General features: G+C 73.7%; 17 protein-coding genes. 6 read left to right on the forward strand and 11 right to left on the reverse strand.

Annotation, left to right across the window (positions count from 1 at the left end):
* Window positions 1-3: 3 nt before the first annotated feature.
* The gene (locus tag ACLQ24_RS08960) at window positions 4-1,455 is read right to left on the reverse strand and encodes an SDR family NAD(P)-dependent oxidoreductase (protein WP_425890326.1); all 1,452 of its coding nucleotides are present in this window, start codon (window positions 1,453-1,455) and stop codon (window positions 4-6) included.
* Between the two features lie 150 nt (window positions 1,456-1,605).
* Here ACLQ24_RS08960 and ACLQ24_RS08965 point away from each other — a divergent pair, with 150 nt between their 5' ends.
* A complete protein-coding gene (locus tag ACLQ24_RS08965) occupies window positions 1,606-4,785 on the forward strand; it encodes a BTAD domain-containing putative transcriptional regulator (protein WP_425890327.1) in 3,180 nt (1,059 codons plus the stop codon).
* A gap of 5 nt (window positions 4,786-4,790) precedes the next feature.
* Here ACLQ24_RS08965 and ACLQ24_RS08970 read toward each other — a convergent pair whose 3' ends face one another.
* Window positions 4,791-5,618: an ABC transporter permease gene (locus ACLQ24_RS08970; RefSeq protein WP_425890329.1), complete on the reverse strand. Its 828-nt coding sequence runs from the start codon at window positions 5,616-5,618 to the stop codon at window positions 4,791-4,793.
* The gene (locus ACLQ24_RS08975; RefSeq protein ID WP_425890331.1) at window positions 5,615-6,595 is read right to left on the reverse strand and encodes an ATP-binding cassette domain-containing protein; all 981 of its coding nucleotides are present in this window, start codon (window positions 6,593-6,595) and stop codon (window positions 5,615-5,617) included. Before ACLQ24_RS08975 ends, ACLQ24_RS08970 begins: the two co-directional genes overlap by 4 nt.
* A 443-nt stretch (window positions 6,596-7,038) precedes the next feature.
* On the opposite strand from ACLQ24_RS08975, the gene pdxY reads away from it, so the two are divergent.
* Complete coding sequence (gene pdxY / locus ACLQ24_RS08980) at window positions 7,039-7,890, forward strand: pyridoxal kinase PdxY (RefSeq protein ID WP_425890333.1); 852 nt, start codon at window positions 7,039-7,041, stop codon at window positions 7,888-7,890.
* Between the two features lie 158 nt (window positions 7,891-8,048).
* Complete coding sequence (locus tag ACLQ24_RS08985; protein ID WP_425890380.1) at window positions 8,049-8,351, forward strand: cellulose binding domain-containing protein; 303 nt, start codon at window positions 8,049-8,051, stop codon at window positions 8,349-8,351.
* A 30-nt stretch (window positions 8,352-8,381) separates the two neighbouring features.
* Here the strand turns inward: ACLQ24_RS08985 and ACLQ24_RS08990 are convergent, their stop codons facing one another.
* From ACLQ24_RS08990 to ACLQ24_RS09025, 8 genes are all read right to left on the reverse strand, one after another.
* Window positions 8,382-9,179, reverse strand: a complete 798-nt coding sequence (locus ACLQ24_RS08990) for an SAM-dependent methyltransferase (RefSeq protein ID WP_425890335.1) — start codon at window positions 9,177-9,179, stop codon at window positions 8,382-8,384.
* A gap of 111 nt (window positions 9,180-9,290) precedes the next feature.
* Window positions 9,291-9,671, reverse strand: a complete 381-nt coding sequence (locus ACLQ24_RS08995) for a YccF domain-containing protein (RefSeq protein WP_425890336.1) — start codon at window positions 9,669-9,671, stop codon at window positions 9,291-9,293.
* Window positions 9,672-9,795: 124 nt separating this feature from the next.
* Window positions 9,796-10,497: a cellulose binding domain-containing protein gene (locus ACLQ24_RS09000; RefSeq protein WP_425890338.1), complete on the reverse strand. Its 702-nt coding sequence runs from the start codon at window positions 10,495-10,497 to the stop codon at window positions 9,796-9,798.
* A gap of 104 nt (window positions 10,498-10,601) precedes the next feature.
* The gene (locus ACLQ24_RS09005) at window positions 10,602-10,982 is read right to left on the reverse strand and encodes a DUF742 domain-containing protein (protein ID WP_425890340.1); all 381 of its coding nucleotides are present in this window, start codon (window positions 10,980-10,982) and stop codon (window positions 10,602-10,604) included.
* Window positions 10,960-11,409, reverse strand: coding sequence for a roadblock/LC7 domain-containing protein (locus tag ACLQ24_RS09010; RefSeq protein ID WP_425890341.1), 450 nt, complete (start codon window positions 11,407-11,409; stop codon window positions 10,960-10,962). The genes ACLQ24_RS09005 and ACLQ24_RS09010 overlap by 23 nt, the downstream gene beginning before the upstream one ends.
* Complete coding sequence (locus ACLQ24_RS09015) at window positions 11,406-13,430, reverse strand: nitrate- and nitrite sensing domain-containing protein (protein ID WP_425890342.1); 2,025 nt, start codon at window positions 13,428-13,430, stop codon at window positions 11,406-11,408. The genes ACLQ24_RS09010 and ACLQ24_RS09015 overlap by 4 nt, the downstream gene beginning before the upstream one ends.
* Window positions 13,431-13,455: 25 nt before the next feature.
* A complete protein-coding gene (locus tag ACLQ24_RS09020) occupies window positions 13,456-16,029 on the reverse strand; it encodes a LuxR C-terminal-related transcriptional regulator (protein ID WP_425890344.1) in 2,574 nt (857 codons plus the stop codon).
* Window positions 16,030-16,034: 5 nt separating this feature from the next.
* Window positions 16,035-17,309, reverse strand: a complete 1,275-nt coding sequence (locus ACLQ24_RS09025) for an Hsp70 family protein (protein WP_425890345.1) — start codon at window positions 17,307-17,309, stop codon at window positions 16,035-16,037.
* Between the two features lie 296 nt (window positions 17,310-17,605).
* Between ACLQ24_RS09025 and ACLQ24_RS09030 the strand changes: the two genes are divergently transcribed.
* From ACLQ24_RS09030 to ACLQ24_RS09040, 3 genes are all read left to right on the forward strand, one after another.
* Window positions 17,606-18,508 (forward strand): IniB N-terminal domain-containing protein, encoded by a 903-nt coding sequence (locus tag ACLQ24_RS09030; protein WP_425890347.1) that lies wholly within the window; start codon window positions 17,606-17,608, stop codon window positions 18,506-18,508.
* 115 nt (window positions 18,509-18,623) lie between these two features.
* Window positions 18,624-20,471, forward strand: a complete 1,848-nt coding sequence (locus ACLQ24_RS09035; protein WP_425890349.1) for a dynamin family protein — start codon at window positions 18,624-18,626, stop codon at window positions 20,469-20,471.
* A complete protein-coding gene (locus tag ACLQ24_RS09040) occupies window positions 20,468-21,928 on the forward strand; it encodes a hypothetical protein (protein ID WP_425890350.1) in 1,461 nt (486 codons plus the stop codon). The genes ACLQ24_RS09035 and ACLQ24_RS09040 overlap by 4 nt, the downstream gene beginning before the upstream one ends.
* Window positions 21,929-22,076: the final 148 nt, after the last annotated feature.

Here is a 22,076-nt window from a genome sequence, read left to right on the forward strand (position 1 = left end):
GTTTCACCAGGCGCACGGCGCGTAGTCCTTCAGGAAGCAGCCGTACAGGTCCTCGCCCTGCTCGCCGCGCACGATCGGGTCGTACACCCGGGCCGCGCCGTCGACCAGGTCCAACGGTGCGTGGAACCCCTCGTCGGCCAGCCGCATCTTCGTCGGATGCGGCCGCTCGTCGGTGATCCAACCCGTGTCGACGCTGGTCATCAGGATGCCGTCGGTCAGCATCTCCTGGGCGCTGGTGCGGGTCAGCATGTTCAACGCGGCCTTGGCCATGTTGGTGTGCGGGTGTCCCGGCCCCTTGTAGCCGCGACCGAACTGACCCTCCATCGCCGATACGTTCACCACATACTTACGGCGGGCCGGCGCGGCGGCCATCGCCGGACGTAGCCGGCTGACCAGCACGAACGGCGCGGTGACGTTGCACAACTGCACTTCCAGCAGCTCGACCGGGTCGACCTCGTGCACCCGCTGCACCCAACTGTTGACCGGGTCGAGGTCCGGCACGAGGCCGCCGGCGTCGATGGCGGTGGACGCCGCGATCCGCTCCGGCGAGGCGGAGCGACTGGTCAATGCCAGTGCGGTGAGCGCGTGCGGGGTGAGGCCCGTCGACGCCGACCCGGCCGTGAGGCTGCCGGCCGGTCCGGCCGACTTGGTGAACGTGACCAGCTCCGGCAGGGGACCGTCCGGCAGGGGCGCGGACTCCGCGGCGACGAGCTGCGCGTACGCCCCGGGCGAGCGGCGGACCGTCTGCGCCGCGTTGTTGATCAGGATGTCGAGTGGGCCCTGGCTGCTGACCGAGTCGGCGAGGGCGATCACCTGCGCCGGGTCCCGCAGGTCGATACCGACGATCCGCAGGCGGTGCAGCCAGTCCGCGCTGTCGGGCATCACGGCGAACCGGCGGACCGCGTCGTGCGGGAACCGGGTCGTCACCGTCGTGTGCGCGCCGTCGCGCAGCAGCCGCAGCGCGATGTACATGCCGATCTTCGCCCGCCCGCCGGTGAGCAGGGCGCGTCGGCCGGTCAGGTCGGTACGGGCGTCGCGGCGCTCCCGGTTCAGCGCGGCGCAGGACGGGCAGAGCTGGTGGTAGAAGGCGTCCACCTCGCGGTAGCGCTGCTTGCAGATGTAGCAGCCGCGCGGGTGGTGCAGGAGTCCCGCCGTCGTGCCGGTCGTGGGGGAGGCGAGGGGGATGCCCTGGGTCTCGTCGTCGATCCGGCCCGGGGCGCCGGTGGCTGTGGCCTCCGTCACCGCCCGGTCGGCCGCCAGGATGGCGTCGCGCCGCTCCTCACGACGCCGCTGCTTGATCACCTTGTAGAGGCGTGCGGTGGCCCGCTGCACCCGCACCACGTCGGGGTGGTCGGGAGGAAGGGCCTCCAACGCCTCGAAGACGCTCAGGCAGGTCTCCAGCCGGTTCCGGTCGATGCCGCCCTGAGCGTTGTCGGGAATGTCGTCCACCGTCATGCGTTGTTGTCTCGTCCCGTTTCCTGTGCCGGATTTCCCGGCCCACCCCAAGTCCGACCCGAAACTGTACGCACCGCGGCGTCCCGGATGCACCCCGCGCCGTCGGGCACCCTGCACGGCTCTGTGGTGCGCGTGGGGGATGCTGGTCCCGTGCAGATCACGATCCTCGGTCCCCTCGCCGTCGACGGCCGGCCGGTCCGGGGCGAGCGGCTGGCCGCGGTGCTCCGCGCGCTCGTCGATGCGCGCGGCCGGGCGGTCTCCACCAGCCTGCTCGTGGACGCGGTGTGGGACGGCGCCCCGCCCGACGACGCGACCGGCGCCGTGCAGGCGCTCGTGTCCCGCGTACGCCGTCTCGGGCTGCCCGTGGCGGCCGTACCGGGCGGCTACCGCCTGCCCCCCGAGCAGGTCACCGTCGACGCCGTCGAGGCACGGGCGCTCGTCGATCACGGCAGGACCGCCCTGCGGACCGGCGACGCACGCGCGGCCCGCGACGCGGCCGACCGGGCCCGTGCCCTGTTCCCCGAGGTGCCGGAGATCGTCAGCGCGGACCACGCGCGCCTGTTCGCCGACGTCGCCGCGCTGCGCGCCGAGGCGGCGCTCGCCGGCGCGGGGCCGTACGACGAGGCCGACCTGCGCCGGCTGGCCGCGCGGACGCCCCCGGACGAGCCGTCCGCCGCCCTGCTCGTGCGGGTGCTCGCCGCCCAGGGGCGGGAGGCTGAGGCGCTGGAGGTCGTCGAGCGTCTCCGCGACGACCTGGCCGACCGCTACGGCACCGACCCGTCCCCGGTGATCACACAGGTCCACCTGGCCCTCCTGCGCGGCGAACTCACCACCCCGGCCGTCGTCGCGCCACCCCGTCCACCGGCGCGGGTCGTCCTGCCGGCCGCGTGGCGCCGGCCGATGACCGCCCTGATGGGCCGCGAGCGGGACGTCGAGGCCCTGGACGCGGCGCTCGACGAGTCGGCCCTCGTGACGATCGTGGCGACCGGCGGCGCGGGCAAGACCCGCCTCGCGGCCGAGGTCACCCGGCGCGCGGCGGCGGCCGGGCGGGCGGTACGGGTGGTCGAGCTGGCCGGCCTGCGCTCGCCCGACGAGGTGCTGCCTACCGTGCTCGCGGCGCTCGGCGGCGCGGACACCTCGTCCACCGGCGGCAACCTGGGCCTCGAACGCCGGGTGCTCAGCCCCGAGGAGCGGTTGCGTGCCGTCGCGCCGGACCTCGATGGCCTGGTCGTACTGGACAACTGCGAGCACGTCCTCGACGCGGTGGCCACCGTCGTCGCCGACCTGCTCGCGGTGACCTCACCGGAGGTAGCGGTGCTCGCCACCAGTCGCGCCCCGCTGGGCCTGGCCGGCGAACGGGTCCACCGACTGACAGCCCTACCGGACTCCGACGCGCTCGGGCTGGTCGAGTCCCGGGCGCGGGCCGGTGGCGCGGTGCCGACCTGGGACACCGCCCGGGCTCTCGCGCTGTGCAACCGGCTCGACAACCTGCCACTGGCCCTCGAACTGGCCGCCGCGCGGCTGCGGCACATGCCGATCGACGACGTGCTCGGCGGGCTGACCGACCGGTTCGCCCTGCTCGACGACGCGCTGCGGGGTCTGCCGGAGCGCCACGCGAGCCTGTGGGCGATGGTCGACTGGAGCCGCGAACTGCTCGCGCCCGACGACCGTGCGCTGCTGGAGCGGGTCGCGGTCATCCCCGCGCCGTTCACCGCCGACCTCGCCGCCGCAGTCGCCGGGACGCCGGACGTCCGGCGTGGCCTGGCCACGCTCGTCGAACAGTCCCTGCTGACCCTGGTCGAGGGGGACGGGCCGCCCCGCTACCGGATGCTGGAGACCGTCCGCGAGTACGGCGAGGCCCGGCTCGGCGCGTCCGGTGACCGGGGCATGGCGATGGCCGGTCTGGTCGGCTGGACCCGGAACGAAGCCGTCGCGCTCAGCGACCGCCTCGTCGGCCCCGGCCAGGTCGAGGCGCTGGACCGTTGCGCCGCCGAGCAGGACAACCTGGTCGCGGGCCTGCGGTGGGCGCTGGGGCAGGACGACGAGCCCGCCGCCGTCGACGTCGCCACCGCGCTGCTGCACCTCTGGACGGTGCGCGGCCTGCACCTCGAAGTCCTCGCGTGGGCGCGCGGGCTGCTGAACGTCGACGAGCCGCAGCGGCGTCGACGCTCGGCGATCCTGCGGGGCCGGGCCAGCGGCCGGCCCCTGCCACACGGGGACCGACTCGCCTGGACGTGCGTGTTGATCAGCGTGAACGGCGGCATCAGCGCCGACCTGCGGCCCGCCGTGCTCGCTCGACGCGCGCTGCGGACGCTGCTCGCGGAACGGCCCGCGGAGGTGTCGCCGCGGCTGACCGCATTCGCGGTGGCGTTGCCCGGCTTCGACGAGTCCGACCTGGAGCGGAGCCTGAAGAGCGCGAACGAGATGGTCGGGCACCCGGACCCGTACGTGCAGGCGCTCGGCCTGATCGCGCGCGCGGCGGTCCGGGAGAACAGCGGCCTGCCGGAGGCGTCGATCGAGGACGCCGAGCAGGCGTACCACCGTTTCGAGGTCGCGGGCGACCACTGGGGCATGGCGATGGCCGCGGGTGCCGTCGGGCAGTTCCTGCTTCCCGGGAGGGAGGGGCGGTCGGCGGAGTGGCTGGCGCGCAGCGTCCGGCACATGGAGATGATCGGTGCTCAGCAGGACGCACGGTCGGTCCGGGTGCGGCTGGACGTGCAGCTCGCCCTGAGTGGCGACGCGGACGCGGAACGGCGCCTCGGTGAGACGGCGACGCCGGGCCAGGCCGAGCAGATGGACGTCGCGCAGGCCCTTCTCGGCCTGGCGCACCTCGCCTGGCAGCGCGGGTGCTACGACGAGGCGCTCGCCCACGCCGACGAGGTGAACCGTACTCTCGCCGGTTGGACCGGACCGCCACCGCAGCCGCGCGTGATGGTGCGGGCCTCGGTGGCGGTCCTGTACCTGCGGGTGGCCGACGAGCGGGCGGCGCCGGGAACCGACGCCGCCGCCCAGGCGGCCACGCTGCTGGCACTCGCCCGCGACGACGCGCTGAACTCGAAGGACCTGCCGGTGATCGGGGCGTGGGCGTCGGGCGGCGCGGAACTCGCCGCGTACCGGGACGACATCGCCACCACCCGCGAACTGTCCGCGCTCGCGAAGCGGCTCGGGACACACATGGAGCTGTTCTTCCCGAGCGGGCGCAGCGAACGACTCAACGCCGCCCTCGGTGACGAGGAGCAGCGTGAGTCGTTGGTGGCCGCCTGGCGCGCCCGGCCGGTGGCTGCGGCCGTCACCCGCATCCGTGAGCTGATGGAGGACCTGCTCGTCTAGCCGCGTCAGACCTTCTTGCGGTACGCGCGCAGCGCCATCGGCATGAACACCGCCACGAAGCCGGCGCACCAGGCGAGGGTCCACCACACGTGCGCGTCGAGCGGGGTGCCGAGGAACAGTCCGCGTACCGATGCCACCAGATGGGTCACCGGGTTGACCTTCACGAACGCCTGCATCCAGCCGGGCAGGGTGTCGGTGCCCACGAACACGTTCGACCCGAAGCTCAGCGGCATGATCAGGGCGAACATCAGGCCCTGCACGGCACCGGGGGTGCGCACCTTCATCGACACGTAGACCGGCAGCCAGCTCAGGCAGAGCGCGAACAGCACCGCGAGCGCGCAGCCGGCGACGGCCCGGAACGGGTCGGTGTCGATCCGGAAACCCATCAGGTAGCCGATCGCGAGGGTCGAGACCGTGACGATCACGTACCGGACGACGTCGCCGAGGACCGCGCCGACCAGCGGTGCGGAGCGGGGGACCGGCAGGGACCGGAACCGGTCGAAGATGCCCTTGGCGATGTCGGTGTTGAGGTTGACGCCGATGGCGATGGCCCCGGTGGCGATGGTCTGCGCCAGGATTCCGGGTAGCAGGAACTGCAGGTAGTCGTGGGTGGAGCCGGCGACCGCGCCGCCGAAGATGTAGACGAAGATGACGAGGAACAGCACCGGTTGCAGCGTGACGTCGATCAGCGCCTCGGGCGTACGCCAGGTCTTGATGAGGCTGCGCTTGGCGAGCGCCAGCGAGTGCCGCACGAGCCGGAACGGTCGTGGGTTCACCGAGCCCGTCGACGGCGTGGAGTTCGCCGTGGGTGGTGCGCCGACCAGGGTGCTCATGCCGCTACCTCCGTACGCGAAGTGGTGTCGTCCTCGGATGCCGTACGCCCGGTGAGGGTGAAGAACACCTCGTCGAGGCTCGGCAGGTGCAGGGAGAGTTCGGTGACGGCGATGCCGGCGGTGGCGAAGCGCGCGACGCTCTCGGTCAGCGCCTTGTCGTCGGTGACCGGCACCGCGAGGACGCCCTTGCGGATCTCGTCGGCCGACCCGCCGGAGCCGACCTCGGTCAGGATCGCGGCGGTCCGGGCAAGCTGCGCCGGGTCGGTGGGCCGGACTTCGAGGGTCTGCCCGCCGACGATCCGCTTGAGCCCGTCGGGGGTGTCGTGGGCGATGACCCGGCCGTGGTCGATGACGGTGATCGCGTCGGCCAGCGCGTCGGCCTCCTCCAGGTACTGCGTGGTGAGCAGCACGGTCGAGCCGTTGGTCACCAGTGACCGGACCACGTCCCACATGTCCTCACGCTTGGCCGGGTCCAGTCCGGTCGTCGGCTCGTCCAGGAAGATCACCTCCGGCGAGCCGACGAGGCTGGCGGCCAGGTCGAGGCGTCGGCGCATGCCCCCGGAGTAGGTCTTGGCGGGCCGGTTGGCGGCCTCGGTCAGGTCGAACCAGTCGAGCAGTTCGATGGCCCGCCGCCGGGCGCCGGCGCGACCGAGGTCCAGCAGCGTGCCGAACAGCTCCAGGTTCTGCCGTCCGGTCAGGTCCTCGTCCACCGAGGCGTACTGGCCGGTGAGGCCGATGCGCTGCCGGACCCGGCCGGCGTCGCGGACGACATCGAAGCCGCCGATGCGGGCGCTGCCGGCGTCCGGGGTCAGCAGGGTGGAGAGGATGCGGACGGCCGTGGTCTTGCCGGCGCCGTTCGGGCCGAGCACCCCGAGCACCGTCCCCCGGGGTACGGCGAGGTCCACGCCCTGCAGCGCCCTCGTCTTCCCGAAGGTCTTGACGAGGCCCTCGGCCTCGATCACCAGATCGCTTGTCATGCCGACCATCGTGCACGGCCCGCCTGACACGGCTCCGACACGCCGCTGACAGCCGCGCCGACGCGGGCTGACACCGGGGCGTCGCGAGGGCCGCCGTGGGCGTGGGGGTCGCAATATGCTGACGGCGGCAGAGCGTACCCAAACCGCACCTCCTGTGTGCGAAGGGTGACCAGGCGCGCCGCGAGGGAGTGCAGCAGCCCGACCCTCCAGGGGCGTCTACACGCAGGTGAGTTACTTCGCCTCGTCGATCGCCTCGGCCGCGGCGAGCCTCGGCGGCTGACCGCGCGGCGCAGGGGGCGGCCCGGACGACGGCGGTCCGGGCCGCCCGCTCGTGCCGTGCGCCCTCGCGCGCGTGCGGCGCGGAGCGGGCAGCGGCCGTGGGGCAGCCGACACAATCGGTGGGCCGCGTGCCCCGCGCCGTGCTCGGCGACCATGATGGGTCCGTGCAGATCCTGTCCATCCAGTCGTCGGTCGCCTACGGCCACGTCGGCAACTCGGCCGCCGTCTTCCCCCTGCAGCGTCTCGGGCACGAGGTGTGGCCGGTGCTGACCGTCCACTTCTCCAACCACACCGGGTACGGCGCGTGGCGCGGCCCGTTGCTGGCGGCCGCCGATGTGGCCGAGGTGATCGCGGGCATCGCCGACCGGGGTGTTCTCGGCAGCGCCGACGCGGTGCTGTCCGGATACCAGGGTGACCCGGCGATGGGCGCCGTAATCCTGGACGCCGTGGCCCAGGTCAAGGCCGCCAACCCGGCAGCCGTGTACTGCTGCGACCCGGTGTTGGGCGATGTCGGCCGCGGGATGTTCGTCCGGCCCGGCATCCCGGAGTACCTGCGCGACACCGTCGTGCCGCGCGCCGACATCATCACGCCGAACCACTTCGAGCTGGACTTCCTCGCCGACTGTACGACGACCACCCTCGCGCAGGTGCTGGACGCTGTCGACGTAGTCCGCGCCACCGGGCCGAGGCACGTCCTGGTGACCAGCGTGCTGCACGACGACGCACCGGCGGGCTCGCTGGAGGTGGTGGCGGTCTCCGACGAGGGCGCCTGGGCGGTGACCACCCCGCTGCTGCCCATCAACCCGAACGGCGGGGGCGACGTCACCGCGGCGCTGTACCTGGCGCACCTGTCGACCACCGGCTCGCCGGCCACCGCGCTGGAGCGTACCGTCGCCTCCGTCTTCACTGTCCTCGAAGCGACCCTCGCGGCGGGCACCCGGGAGATCCAACTGATCGCGGCGCAGGACGCGATCGCCGAGCCACCGGCCCGGTTCACGGCCCGCCGGCTGCGCTGACGACGACCCGCGGCGCGCCCGGTCCGCCGGGCGCGAGTCGCGCCGGACGCCGAGCGCGCCCGCTCAGCGCAGCGCGTCGTCGTGCAGCACCGCGTCGTCGTGCAGCACCGCGTGCGCGCCGACGGTCTGGTTACGGTGGGTCCGGCCGGACCGCCCCGCTGGAGTCCTGCCGCGCGACCGCCACCATCGACTCAGGCTGGGGCACCGGTTTCGTCGCCACGGTCACGGTCCGCAACGTCGGCGCGCAGCCGTTGGACCAGTGGCGGGTTTCCTGGCGTTGGGCCGGTGACGAGCGGATCCAGGCGGTGTGGGGTGGGGTCGTCGACCCGGCCGGCGCCGATGTGGTGGTGCGCAACGCCCCGTACAACGGAACGGTGGCGCCGGACGGGACGACGACGTTCGGTCTGCTCGTGACGACCAGCGCGCCGCCGGCCGGGCTGACGCTGGCCTGCGCGCGCTGATTCGGGCGACGTACCCGGGGTCGACGCCGGTCAGGGCTTGCGGGCCACCGCGCCGTAGGCGTCGATCCCCCGGGCGTCGGTCTCGTCCGGGCGCCACAGTGGGATCGGCACGAGACCGGGCTCCACCATCGTCAGCCCGGAGAAGCAACCGGCGAGGTCCTCCGGGCTGCGCAGGATGTACGGGACGCCGCCGTTCTCGGCCAGCCGTTGCGCTCCGGAGACCACCTCCGGGCTGGTGTTGGTGCCGTCCCAGAGCACCAGGTGGCTGCCGGACGCGGTCGCGTCCATCGTCCGCCCGACGATCGAACGCAGCACGTCCAGGTCCGGTTCGTACCCGAGCACGCCCATGAACATGACGGCGATCGGCTGGTCGAGGTCGAGCGTCCGCGCCGCCTCGGCGAGGATGGTCTCCGGGTCGTGGTAGTCGGCCGGCACGTACGTCGTGACGCCCTGAACGGTCGTGCTGGCCAGCAGCGCGCGGGCGTGCACGAGGACCATCGGGTCGTTGTCAACGTAGACGATCCGCGCGTCGGGCGCGATGCCCTGGGCGACCGCGTGGGTGTTCTGCATGGTCGGCAGGCCGGTACCGATGTCCAGGAACTGCCGGATGCCCGCCTCGGCGGCCAGGTACCGGACCGCCCGTACCAGGAAGCGGCGGGAATGCTGCGCCATCAGGACAATCTCCGGATAGACCTCGGCGACCGCGTCGCCGGCAGCCCGATCGGACTGGAAGTTGTCCTTGCCGCCCATCCAGTAGTTCCAGATCCGCGCCGCGTGCGGCACGTCCGGTTGAAGCGTCGCGGTGAGTTCGGCATCCGGGCCGGCCATGCCAGGCTCCTATCGAGGGGTCCGTCGGGGGTCGCATCCCGGATTGTCCACTATCGACCGCACAGGCCCCGGCCGGGTCGCCAACCGGTTCGCGGGCGACCCGGCGACGCGTCACGGCGCTTCGACGACCTCCCGACCCAGCGGCCAGAACGCGGCCGGGACGAGCTTGAAGTTGGCGACGCCGAAGGGGATTCCGATGATCGTCACGCAGAGCGCGATGCCCGCGAGGATGTGGGACAGGGCGAGCCACCAGCCGGCCAGCACCACCCACAGCACGTTCGCCAGCCCGGAGCCGACACCCGCGCCGGGCTTGGGCACCAGGGTCCGACCGAAGGGCCACAGCGAGTAGACGGCGAGGCGCAGCGCGGCGACGCCGAACGGGATGGTGACGACCAGCAGGAAGCAGATCAGCGCGGCGAAGCCGTAGCCGATCGCCAGCACGAGGCCACCACCGAAGACGAGCCACAGGACGTTCAGGACGAAGCGAATCACCCCTTGAGCATGAGCTACGCCCGCCACCCGGTCCCCGCCGCCAGCCGGGGTCGACCTCCGGCAGCCGGTTCGGGTCGCCGGCCAGGGCCGGTCCGGCCGCCGGGATCGGCTCGGCGGCCGGGGGTCAGTTCGACAGGCCGCCGCAGGCGACGCCGTCGACCGTGCACGCCGTGGGAGTCGCGCCGACCGCCGCGCCGTTGACCCGGAAGGTCACCCGCGCCGAGGCGCCGCCCGGCACCTGCCCCGCGCCGCCGTCCGGTACGAACGTCCACACGGCGCCGTCCTGCGTGGCCCTCGCGCCCTGGACCGCGCTGACCCGGAGCGACTCCCGGGGCAGCGTGATGGCCAGCGTCCACTGCGCCGCCGGCACCGGGCCAGGATTGTTGATCGTCACGGCGGCACCGTAGCTGAGCAGCGCCTTCTCCTCGATGACGAAGTCGGCGGCGAGGGCGGCGGGGGTCGGTGAGGCCGACGAGGGGGTCGCGGCCGGCGCGCTGGACGGCAGCTCGACGGGCGGCGGGGCTGCGGTGACCGACGGCGACGCGGCCGTGGTCGGGCTGGTGGCGGCCGGACGCGCCTGCCCCCGGGGCGTACCGGGCGTGGGGGTGCCAAACTGGTCCACCGACGGCGGCGCGTCGAGGGTCACCGGCGCGAACTGCTCCGGGGTGCGCACCACACTTGTGATCGAGACCACCGTCGCCACCACCACCCCGAGCGCCGCGAGCACGGCGACCCAGGTGGCCCGCGACACGTCGGCCTGGCCGGTGACCACCCGCCGTACGGCTGCGGCAGCGGCCACGGTCCGGTCCAGCAGAATGATCGCCACAGTACGCCGTGGCTGCGGCGGTGTTGCCGGCACTGCCTCTCTCCCCTTCACTTCGTCATCGGACGCCTGCCCGCGACCGCTGGGTCGCGGTGGCACCCGAGCGTTCACAGGGCGCGCAGCCCGACAAGTATCGACTCGAGCAGCTCCTGCGACGGCAGCTCCGACAGCGTCGGCGGTTCGTGCGTCTCGACCAATCCCGCCCCGAGCAGGTCACCGAGGAGGACCCGGACGGTGCCCAGGGGCAGATCCAGCTCGGCGCTGACCTCAGCCACCGACACTGGATGGTGACACAGCTCGACGATTCGCGCCTGTTCGGGGAAGAGTGACGTGGGCGATGTCGCCGACCGCCGCGCGACGACCAGCGAGATGAGGTCGAACCGGCCTCGGTCGGGCGTCGTACGCCCACCGGTCATCGTGTACGGACGGGCGACCGGGCCGGCGTCGTCGTCGTACCATGCCTCGTCAGCGGAGCCGGCGCTGTGCACCAGAGTCTCCGCTCCTCGCCGTGGAGGCGGTCTCCAGGCGGATCGGCAGGTGCCGTTCGGCCTGCCCGACGAAGAGCGCGACCTCGTACGCCATGTCGCCCACCTCGACCTCGTCGCCGGAGATCCGGACGGTGAGGATGGTCCCATTCCCGATGGTGGCGACGAACAGGAACGCTCGCGACATCTGCACCACGATCTGGCGCAGCCCGCCCGCGTCGCAGGTCCGGGTGGCGGCCAGTCCCAGCGCCAACAGACCGGCGACCACGCCGGAGATCTGTTCCGCCAGCTTCGTCTCCACCTGGCGGGAACCGCCGAGTGGAAGCCCGTCCGGGGAGAGCACCACGGCGAACTCCGCCCCGCGTACCCGGTCGACCAGGCGGTCCAGCGCGCCGGTCAGGCTGTCCGCGGTGACCACTGCGTGCGTCATCGATGTCTCCTCGTTGTTCTGGTGACCGGCAGCTCGATGGTCTCGGGGCCGGCGCTGCCCGGGCCGGGTCCGGTCGGCCCGGATTGGCGGACCCGCATCGGCAGCCCGCCGGCGTTGCCCTGGTCGGCCCCGTCGGGCGTGTGCGGCCCGTCGGACGTCGGTCGGTACGCGGGGCCTGCGGTCGCCGCGACCGGTCCGCCACCGGTCACGGTGACCAGCTCCGCCGGCAGGTGCACGATCGCCGCCGTCCCGCCGCGCTGGCTGGGCCGCATCGTGACCCGGGCACCGCACCGGGCGGCCAGTACGGCGACGGCGTACAGCCCTCCGGCGTTGCTCGGCGGGTCGCTCGGCGGCCTGGCGAGCAGGTGGTTCACCTCGTTGAGGGCTGTGGCGTCGAGGCCGTGGCCGTCGTCGACGACCACGATCGCGCAACCCTGCGGCCGGTGCTCGCCGGCTACCCGGACGGTGGTGTCCGTGGCCGAGAACGTCAGAGCGTTCTCGATGAGCTCGGCCAGCAGGTGCACGACGTCCGTGACGGCGGGGCCGGCGAGCGACCACGGCCAGTGCGGCGCCACCAGGACCCGGTGGTATTCCGGCACCTCGGCGACCGCGCCTCGCGTGACGTCGAGCAGGGGCACCGGCCGTCGCCAGCGGCGCGCGGGCCTCGCACCGGCCAGCGTGATGACCTTCTCCACGTTCCGGCGGATGCGGGTGGTGAGATGGTCGAGCTGGAACAGCTCGTCGGCCTCCGCGGCGCTGCGCTCCCGCCGCTGCATCGCGTCCAGCAGGTCGAGCTGGTCGCGCAGCAGGACCTGGTTGCGCCGGCTGATCCGCAGGAACAACTCCCCGGCGCGACGGTCCCCGACCGTGCCGCCGCCCTGCTGGGCGTCCGACTGGCCGCCGCCGGTGGTCTGGTCGCGAGGCTGGCCGGCGCTGGTCTGGTCGGCGAGCGGCTGGAGGTCCACGGGTGGGGCCGGCGACTCATGCCGGCGTAGGCCGTCGCCCGCCGGAGCCCTCTCGTCGTCGGGCTGGCGGCGCACGGTGGCGGCCCAGCCGAGCAGCACCGCCAGTACGGCGATCAGCCCGAGCCCGACCACCACGCCGGTCCGCCCGACGAGTACCGCGGCGCCCGGCGTGGCCCGTTCGACGCTCGCGCGGGCGGTGGTCGTGACCAGCTCGTGCAGCGCGCCGAGCGCGGCGTCGGCCGCCGAGCGCCACTCCTGGGCGCTGACCCCGCGTAGCGCGTCGGCCCGGTCCGTGCGCAGCAGCGCGTCCTCCACGTCGAGTAGACCCGCGAACTCGGGGCCCGCCACGAGCCGCTGGTGTTCGCTCCGGCCACCGGCCGGCAGGCCGGACGTCGCCTCGGCGCGGGCGTACCGCTGGATGGACACCAGCTCGACCAGCCGACGCCGCTCCTCGGCGCTCATCCGACCACTCACGACAGCCGCCGTGACCAGGGTGTCCTCCCGGGCCAGCAGCTCGCGGGCACGGGCCAGCGCGATCACCGCGCGGGTGTCGATCGCCAGCCTGCTCTCGTACGCGCCCCACTCCGGTCCGTACACGTCGAAGGCGGCGTCGACGAGCTGGTCGTACCCGTCGACCGCTGCGGCCGGGTCGAGCTGCCCGTCGTCCACGCGGGACCGGATCGCCCCCAGCCCGTTCAGCCGCCGGATCAGCGCGTCGGCCCGGTCGCGGACCGTGTCGGCGCTGAGTAGGCGCAGGTCGCGGCTGGACGGGAACGCCCGGACGTCCGCCGCCGCCCGGTCGGTCGCCTCCCGCGCCCCGGCCAGCGTGGGCCGTGCCGGCACGCCCCCGGCCAGTGTCTCGGCGGTCGCCCGGCGCTCGGTCTGCAGGCTGAGCACCAGCCGGTCGACGGGCTTGCCCAGGGTGTCGGCCAGGGCCCGCACCCGCAGCAGGTCGACCGTGTCCTGGCAGGTCAGATACGCCGCGTACGACCAGAGCGTGAGCAGTACCGCCGCTGCCGCGACGAGCCGGAGGCGTACCCGTCGTCCCCGCGTCACGTCGCGCTCCGCGCGGTGCGGCGGCTCATCGGGCCGACCGTTGCGGCCACGGCTGCCCGGCGGCGTCGCTGGCCCGGTCGGCGACCATGGTCCGCAGCAGCGCCAGCAGCTCGGCCCGGTTGGCGCAGTTCAACCGGTTGCGCATCCGGGCCACGTGGTGCTCCACCGTCTTGGCCGAGATGAAGAGTCGATCACCGATCTCCCGGTAGGTCAGGCCGGTCAGCACCAGTTCGGCCACCTCGTACTCGCGGTCACTCAGCCCCTGCTGGGTGGGGCCGGCGATGGCGTCGGCGACAGGCGTCGCCTTCTCGCCGTCGCTCGGCCGCTGCCCGCCGGTCCCGCCGGTCGGTCGGCCCTGCAACACCCGGGCGCACTCGAGCAGGGTGGTCATCGCCCGTCGGTCCGAGGTGCGGATCGCGGCCTGCCCGGCCAGTCGGGCGGCGTCCCAGCACAGTCCGGTGTCGTGCAGGCCACGGGCGGCGGCCTCGACCCGCACCGGGTCGACCACACCTCGCAGCACCTCGACCCAGCTCTCGGCGGCCGCGGCGACCACGCCTGCGTAGCGGCTGTGCTCGGCGGCGGCCAGCAGGGCGGCGACGTGGTCGTCGGCGGCCGCCGGATCACCGGTCAGGATGGCGGCGTGCAACCCGCTCCAGTGCAGCGGAACGCTCCACAGGGCCGGCGCGCCGAGCCGGTCGAGCAGGGCGCGGCCCTCCCGCAGGTAGGGCGTCAACCGGGCGACGTCACCGAGCCGCGCGCCCGCGATGGCGAGTTCGCCCAGCGGCAGCAGCGTGAACAGGTCGACCCGATGGCGTACCACCGCCTCCAGCGCCTGGCTCCACCCCCGCTTGAGCGCGCCGAGGTCGCTGGTGCGCCGACCGATGCCCATCCGCAGCGCGGCGGCGAAGAGCAAATCGCGCGACTCCAACGCGCGCTCGTCCGCGGTGACCGTGGCGAGGCGTTCGGCCGCCGAGAGCGTCTGGCCCCGCACCATGAGGATCCACGCCTGCAACAGCCGGTGCCGACGGGCCATCAGCGGGCCCCCGACGCCGGCGGTCTGGGCCCGGTGCAGGACCCGCTCGGCGATGTCCAACTCGCCACAGTGCACGGCGGTCAGGGCGGCCAGCGCGGCCGGGCTGTCCGGCAGGAGCGCCGCCCGACCGTCCGGCTCGAGCAGGGCGGCGGACTGCACGAGCGCGGAGAGCGCGGCGCTCGGCGTGCCGGTGACGCTCTCGCGTACCCCCTCGGCCATCAGCCGGGCGGCGCTGGCGTGCAGCGTCGGCGGCTCACCGGCCGGCTCGCCCACGGGCGGCGCGGCGGCGCCCAGGTCGCCGGTGGCGAGCCCGCCCACGGCGGCGAACGCCACCGACGAGGCGGTGCCCGACCACCGGTACAGCTCGACGCTGCGGCTGGTGTGGCCGCGGTGCGCCAGAGCCGTCGCGGCCACCACGGCCGCCTCGGCGCGGTCCGCCGGTTCGGCGGTGGTCAGCAGCCGGTCCGCCAGGCGCAGCGCGTCGTCGAGGTTGCCGGCGAGGGCGGCGGCGAGAGCCTGTCGGGCGCCCGTCGGGTGCCCGGCAGCGGTGGCGGCGGCGAACAGGTCGGCGGCGAAGGCCGGCTCGTCGGCCAGCGCCTCCTGCGCCGCCGCGGCCAGCGTCGGGGCCGGACAGTCACCGAGGACGCCCACTGCGAGCAGCGAGCGGACCAGCGGCAGCACCGGGCCGCCCCGGGCGAGCTGCAACTCGGTGAGGCGACGCCAGAGGGCGCTGCGCTCGGTGGCCGGGCTGAGCGTGGTGACGGCCCGTCGGACCAGCGGTGTGAGCCGCCCGTCGGCGCCGATCAGGCCGGCCGCCCGGGTCGTGGCGATCAGCTCGTCGACCGCCTCCGGCTCCTGGTCCAGGAGCGGGCCGAGCATGGCCACCGGGAGCGGTACGCCGGCCGCGACCGCGAGCAGCAGCCGTCGTACGGGGGCGGGCTGGATCTCCAGCTCCGGCGCGAACTCGAGGACGACGGACCGGGGCGGCTCGCCCGGGACGGTGGTCAGGCTCGGGGCCGCGCGCAGGCTGCGGGTCAGCCGTTCGACGTCGCGGGGTACGCCCCCGGTCTGCGTGTGCACGAAGTCGACCAGTTCGCCGCGCTGGGTCAGCTCGGGGACGCCTGCGATCCAGGCTGCGGTCTGGTCCCGGGTGAACGGCCCGAGCAGCACGGCCTGCCCGTCGCGGCGCAGCGTGTCGACCAGTTCGGTGAGGGCCGCCGACCGGGGCCAGGGGCGGTGGGCGACGACCAGCCGGTGCCGGCGGGTGGCGACCAGGCGCAGCAGCACGCCGATCCGCTCGTCGTCGAGCAGGTGCGCGTTGTCGACCAGCAGCAGGTCGTCCGGGTCGACGGCATCGTCCGGTCCCGGTGCGCCCGTACGCACGGTGACGCCGGCCCGTTGCTGGACGCGCGTCAGCTCGGCGAGCAGGGCGGTCTTGCCGTGACCGGCGGGGCCGGCCAGACCGACGGTGAGCGGAGCTGTCGGATCGTCGGCGACCCTGTCCAGCAGGGCCCTGGGCGCCCTGCCCAGCACCAGTCGGGACTCCACGAGGTCTTTCATGATCATTGCGGTCATCCTTCGCGTCCCCGGCTGAGCGTCAGTGCCAGGCGGGACGCCTTCGGCAGGTCGAGGGGCAGAATCCGGACCGGCGGTCGGGGTGGCGGGTCGCCCGGATCGGTGGCGTGGTTGCGGGGCCGGCGCAGGGCCGGGAGGCTTGCCCGTACGCCGCCGCCGCCGACCGGCGCCGGATCGCGGACCGGGGCCGGGGACTGGGGTCGGGGTCGGGGCGACACCACCTGGCAGGCGGCGCTCGCGGCTCCGGTGGCGGCGGTCAGTTGCGCGTCCGGTTCCACCTCGACCGGCACCCCGAGCGCCGTGCCGATCAGCTCGGTGACCAGCGGGATGCGGGTCGAGCCACCGGCCAGCAGGACGCCGTCGAGCTGCGTCGGGGCCAGGCCGGCGCCGTGCACGGTACGCAGCAGCAGCTCCACGGTGGCCTGCACCGTCGGGCGGATCATGGCCTCGAACTGCGCGCGGGTCACCGGTATCCGCGCCGGACCGGTGGGCAGGCTCAGCACCACGTCGGCGGCCGGCTCGACGGTCAGTGCCCGCTTGACCCGGTCACACTCGACCGGCAGGTCCCGCAGGGCGGCGTGGTGGTCCCGACGGCCGATGGCGGCCAGCTCCCGGGACAGCACGGTGCGTACGTGGCTGGCCAGCAGTTCGTCGAAGTCGGCGCCGCCGACCGGGTCGAGGCCCTGCGGCGTGCCGAAGCTCTCGTAGGTGCCGCGGGGGGTGCGCCGCACGAGGGCCGCCTCGAAACTGGCGCCACCCAACGCGTAGACGGCCGCCGTGGTGCCCGCGAAGCCGCGCGCCGCGTGACTCTCCACGACCGTGACCGTTCGGGGTAGCAACGTGACGGCGCGCAGCCCGAGGTCGGCGAGCGCCCGGCGCAGCAACTCCCGCCGGTACGGCCGCCAGCCGGCCGGGTGACTGAGCACGACCGCCTCGGCCGGGCCACCCTCCGCCGTGTGCACCTGCTCCACCACCCAGGCCGCCAACTCCGCCATGAGCGTCTGCGGCGCGCACGCCTCGCCGCCGAGCAGCAGGGGCACGTCGTCGCCGATGCGGCGGACAAAATCCCTGGTGGTACGGCTGCCGTCGTCGGTGGCGGGACCGCCGATGTGCAGCGCGCCGTCCTCGGCCAGGTGCAGCACCGACGGTACGAGCGGCGAGCCGGCGTTCAGCGGGACAGCCTCCGGACGCGTCCAGGCCCGGCCGTCCCGCCGTGCGACGGCGGCGGCGGTGTTGGTGCTTCCAATGTCTATCCCCAGGACGTACGGCATCCGTCTCTTCTCTTTCCGCGACTGGCCGGCTGATGGCGATGGCGTCGGCGTTGCCCGGCGACCCACCCCCGGCGAAACCCGCGGGCCCCTACGTTCGTACCAGAGATCACTGCGTGGTCGGCACCCTAATCTGACCGGGACGGTTTCCCCCAGTCCCCCTAACGGGTGAGCCGGTGAAGGCCCTAACGGGGCGTGATCGATTGCGGGCGGAGCCCCGATGTCCGGGATCGGCCCCCGCAATAGCGTTCTCCTCGACGAACGACGGTCGCCGACGCCAATCCGAGGAGAACCGGCACATGAACTCGCAACAGACCCTCCACGACTTCGTGCTCGACCTGCTGACCAACCCCGATGCGCGGTCGGCCTTCGACCTCGACCCGGAGGGCGCGCTGCACGCCGCGGGGCTCAGCGACATCACCGCCGCCGACGTGCAGGACGTGGTGCCGCTGGTGGTCGACTACGCGCCGGGGCAGGGCCTCGCGCCGCTCGCCCCGGTGGTCGGGCAGCTCGGCTTCGACCCGCTGGTGACCGACGCCACCGACGCCGTCGGTCAGCTGCAGAGCATGGCGCAGCAGATCAGCATCACCAGCGGCCCCACCGGTGTGGACGTCAAGGCCGGTGTGCTCGGCGCCATCGCCGTCGACCCGTCGACCGTGGCCGCCGGCGTGACCGTGCTGCCGGGTGTCGGCCTGGGCGTCGGTCCGAGTGGCGTCGACACGGACCTGACCGGGGTTGCCGACGTGGCGCACACGCTCGACGCGGACGTGCTGCAGCCGGTCGACGGCATCGCCGACCCGGTGCTGGGCGGAGTGACCGGCACCGTCGGTGACCCGACCGGTGTGCTCGGCGTCACCGACCCGGTGCTCGGCGGCGACGTGCTCGGCGGCGACGTGACCGGCGGTGTCCTCTCCGGCGTGCACGGTCAGGTCGACGGCATCGTCGGCTCCCTTGGTGTCCACGACACCCTGGGTGGCCTGGGCCTCGGTGACGGCACCGTCGGGGGCGTGGTCCCGCCGGTCGACGTTCCGTCCGTTGTGGGCGGTATCACGCACCACGTGGACAGTGTCCTGCCCGGTGTCACCGGCACGGTCGGTGACGTGACCGGTGGGCTCACCGACGGTGTGACCGGAGACTCGCACGACGGGGGGCCCGCCTCGTCGGACCACGGGTTGCTGGGCATCACCGGCGGTCTGCTCTGACGGGAATTTCCGTCGGAAGCGGGAGGCCGGGTCGCGTCGTGCGGCCCGGCCCTTCCGGGTTTCCCCTCCGGTCCCTCTTGCTAATTGAGCCGAAATCCGCACACTTGGTGCGGTGATGGCGGGGATCTGGCTGGACGTACTGGACGAGATCGTCCGGACGTGCACGACACACGGTCGCGGCGACCTGCTCCAGACGGTTCGGCAGAAGCGTGCCCAACTGCTGGACCCGAAGCTGCGTGTCCTGGTCGTCGGTGAGCCGAACCAGGGCAAGAGTCAGCTCATCAACGCGATCATCAACGCGCCGGCCTGTCCGGTCGGTGACGGTCGTACGACCGTCCTGCCGATCGTGGTGCAGCATGCCGAAGCGGCCAGCGCGACAATGGTCCAGGCACCGCCGCCGGCCGGACGGCCCGCCGGCGCACCGGCGACGCTCGCCGAGCGCACCCCCTTGGCGCTCGACCAGGTCGCGGCCGGGGTGTCCGGCGCCGTCGGGCGTCGGCCGGGCGGCGGTCCGGCGTACGTCGAGGTTGGCCTGCCCCGCGCGCTGCTCGCCGCCGGACTGGTGCTGGTGGACACTCCCGGTACCGACCAGGTCTCCGCGCTCGGCGCTGCCGCGGAGGTCGCCGCCTCGGCCCGCGCGGACGCCGTGCTGCTGGTCTCCGACTCCACCCGGGAACTCTCCGTGGCCGAGCTGAACATGCTGCTGCACGTCATGCGCTCGCAACCGAACGTGGTCGTGGTGCAGAGCAAGACCGACCTGGTGGCGGACTGGCGAACGGTGGCCGAGCGTAACCGGCAACACCTCGCCGAGGCCGGCGTCGCGGCGCCGCTGATCCCGGTGTCGTCGACGCTGCGGCTGCGCGCGGCGGCGGCCGACGACCGTGGCCTCAACGCCGAGTCCGGCTTTCCGGCGCTGATCGCCCGCCTGCAACGGGATCTGGCCGGCAAGGCCGACCACCTGGCGCGCGCGTCGGTGCAGGCGGTGGCCCGTACGGTGGTGGAGCAACTGGCCGCGCCGCTGCGCGCCGAGTTGGCGACGCAGGAGGCCGAGGAGCAGTCCGGGCCGATCTCGCGGCTGCAGGCGGCCCAGCGGGAGGTCGACGAGCTGCGCCGCTGCTCGACCCGCTGGCAGAACACCCTCAGCGACGAGATGGCCGACCTGCTCTCCGACATCGAGTACGACCTGCGGGACCGGACCCGCCAGATCCTGCGTGCGGTGGACGAGGCGTTCGACACGGCCGACCCGCTCGTCGCCTGGGACACCTTCGACGAGTGGTTGGCGCGCAGTCTCGTCGAGGCCGCGGAAGCCAACCACGAGTGGCTGGTCCAGCGCTGCGACTGGATCGCCCGTCGGGTGGCCGCCCACTTCAACAGGTACGGCTACGACGTGCTGCCGCCCTGGTCGATGACGATGCCGGAGGATCTCGGCGACCGGCTGCCGGACCTGGAGCGGCCGAGGGTCGACCGGTTCACGACCGGCCAGAAGTTGTTCACCGGCATGAAGGGCTCGTACGGCGGCATGCTGATGTTCGGCCTCGCGACGACTCTGGCCGGGATGCCGATGATCAACCCGGTCTCGATCGGCATCGGCGCACTGTTCGGCGGCAAGAGCATCCGCGACGAGAGTCAGCAGATGCTGCGCCGCCGGCAGGCGACCGTGAAGACGGCCATCCAGCGGCACGTCGACGAGTTCTTCGTCCGGATGGTCCGGGAGTGCCGGGACGCCACCCGACAGGTGCAACGGATGCTGCGCGATCACTTCACGGGCCTGACCGAGGAGTTGCAGGAGGCCATCGTGCAGTCGTTCCGCAGCGCGAAGCAGGAGGCCGACACCGACGTCGCCCTGCGCGAGCAGCGGCAGCGGGAGATCCGGTCGAAGATGACCCGCCTCGCCGCGCTCTACGAGCAGTCCCAGCAACTGACCGCCCGGTCGACGCCGGTGCTGCTGGAGCCCGGGGCATGACGGTCGGGGTGCGGTTGGACGAGGCGGCGTGGGGGCTGCTGCATCAGGCGTTGGACGTCTACCAGCACGACGCGCGGGCCGTCGGGCGGTTGCGACACCAGATCGCGCGGTTGGAGCAGCCGCTGCGGATCGCGGTCGCCGGCCCGTGGCGGGCGGGCAAGTCGACGGTGCTCAACGCGCTGATGGGGGAGGAGGTCGCGCCGGTCGAGGGCGCCGACGGCGCGTTCACCTGGTACGAGGACGGCGCGTCGCCGGGGGCTACCGCCTACCCGGTGGGACAGCCTCCGCAGGAGCTGACGGTGGTCAAGTCGGCGACCGGCATGCGGGTGGATCTCGGTTGGCGGGCTGGGGAGGTAGGCGACATCGTGGTGCGGTGGCCGACCCGGGCGTTGCGGCAGGTGACGCTCATCGACACCCCGGCGCTCACCGCGGTCGACGAGCTGGGGCACGCGCCGGTGCTGGATCGCGTCCTGGCCGACGCGGACGCGGTGTTGTTCCTGACCCGTGACGGCCGCGACAGCGACCTGCGGGTGGTGGAGTCCGGTCGGGACAGCGCCGTCGCGCAGGCCGCCCCGGTGAATGTGATCATGGTGTTGTCCCGGGCGGACGAGGTCGGCGGTGGCCGGGTCGACGGGTTGCTCACCGCCCGACAGCTGGCCCGCCGGCACCACCGCGATCCCCGGGTGGGCGCGCTGGCCGTCAACGTGGTGGCGTGCAGTGGGGCGATCGGCCTCGCGGGTCGGCTGCTCAGCGAGTCCGACTTCGCCGCCCTCGCGACGTTGGCCGGGGTTCCGCGCGCCGAGATGGAGGCCCACCTGCTCTCCGCCGACCGCTTCGTCCGTGGCGAGCTTCCGGTGCGCCTCGACCCCGAGGTGCGCGCGGGCCTGCTGGACCGGTTCGGTCTCTTCGGTATCCGGCTCGCGACGACCCTGGTGCGCGGCGGGTTCGACACCCGGGTGACGATGTCGGCCGAGTTGATCCGGCGCAGTGGGCTCACCGAGCTGCGCGAGTCGATGACCCGCTGTTTCGTCGATCGCCGCGACGCGCTCAAGGCGCGCTCGGCGCTGGCCGCGGTGGAGTCCCTGGTGCGAGCCGAGCCGGTCCGGGGCGCGGACGAGTTGGCCGGCGCGATCGAGCAGATCCTCGCGGGCGCGCACGAGTTCCGCGAGTTGCGCCTGCTGGTGTCGTTGCGCAATGCCCGTCTCGGATTCGACGCCGAGCTGGCCGCCGAGGCGCAGCGTCTGGTCGGGGGCGACGGGATATCCCTGGCCGCCCGGCTCGGTGTCGAGCACGAGGCGACCGCGCAGCGGCTCTGGGAGGTCGCCGCCGACGCCCAGTGGCGGTGGCGGGATCGGGCCGAGGATCCGCTGCTTCCGCTGACCCAGCGGCGCGGCGCGGAGGTGGTCGTGCGTAGCTGTGAGGGGATGCTGGCCGAGCTCGCCGCCGGCGGCCGCTGAGCGGCCGCGAGTCCACCCGGGACGCTTCGGGCGCGTTTCCCCCGATCGGCTGACCCTCGGCGGGTTGTGCATCGCGCGTCGGCGACGCCGGTGCGGACGGTCGATGCCGGTGTCGGGAGGCGGCCGTCGAGCCGATCCGCCGGAGCCT

The organism is Micromonospora sp. DT4 (assembly GCF_049841675.1).
Classification (GTDB): Bacteria; Actinomycetota; Actinomycetes; order Mycobacteriales; family Micromonosporaceae; genus Micromonospora.

Excerpts from the sequence above, each read along its gene's own strand:
- ACLQ24_RS09025 (WP_425890345.1), bottom strand. The coding sequence starts at position 17,309 with ATGCCGTACGTCCTGGGGATAGACATTGGAAGCACCAACACCGCCGCC.
- ACLQ24_RS09035 (WP_425890349.1), top strand. The coding sequence starts at position 18,624 with ATGGCGGGGATCTGGCTGGACGTACTGGACGAGATCGTCCGGACGTGC.
- ACLQ24_RS08970 (WP_425890329.1), bottom strand. The coding sequence starts at position 5,618 with ATGAGCACCCTGGTCGGCGCACCACCCACGGCGAACTCCACGCCGTCG.
- ACLQ24_RS09020 (WP_425890344.1), bottom strand. The coding sequence starts at position 16,029 with ATGATCATGAAAGACCTCGTGGAGTCCCGACTGGTGCTGGGCAGGGCG.
- ACLQ24_RS09030 (WP_425890347.1), top strand. The coding sequence starts at position 17,606 with ATGAACTCGCAACAGACCCTCCACGACTTCGTGCTCGACCTGCTGACC.
- ACLQ24_RS08960 (WP_425890326.1), bottom strand. The coding sequence starts at position 1,455 with ATGACGGTGGACGACATTCCCGACAACGCTCAGGGCGGCATCGACCGG.
- ACLQ24_RS09040 (WP_425890350.1), top strand. The coding sequence starts at position 20,468 with ATGACGGTCGGGGTGCGGTTGGACGAGGCGGCGTGGGGGCTGCTGCAT.
- ACLQ24_RS08975 (WP_425890331.1), bottom strand. The coding sequence starts at position 6,595 with ATGACAAGCGATCTGGTGATCGAGGCCGAGGGCCTCGTCAAGACCTTC.
- ACLQ24_RS09010 (WP_425890341.1), bottom strand. The coding sequence starts at position 11,409 with ATGACGCACGCAGTGGTCACCGCGGACAGCCTGACCGGCGCGCTGGAC.
- ACLQ24_RS08990 (WP_425890335.1), bottom strand. The coding sequence starts at position 9,179 with ATGGCCGGCCCGGATGCCGAACTCACCGCGACGCTTCAACCGGACGTG.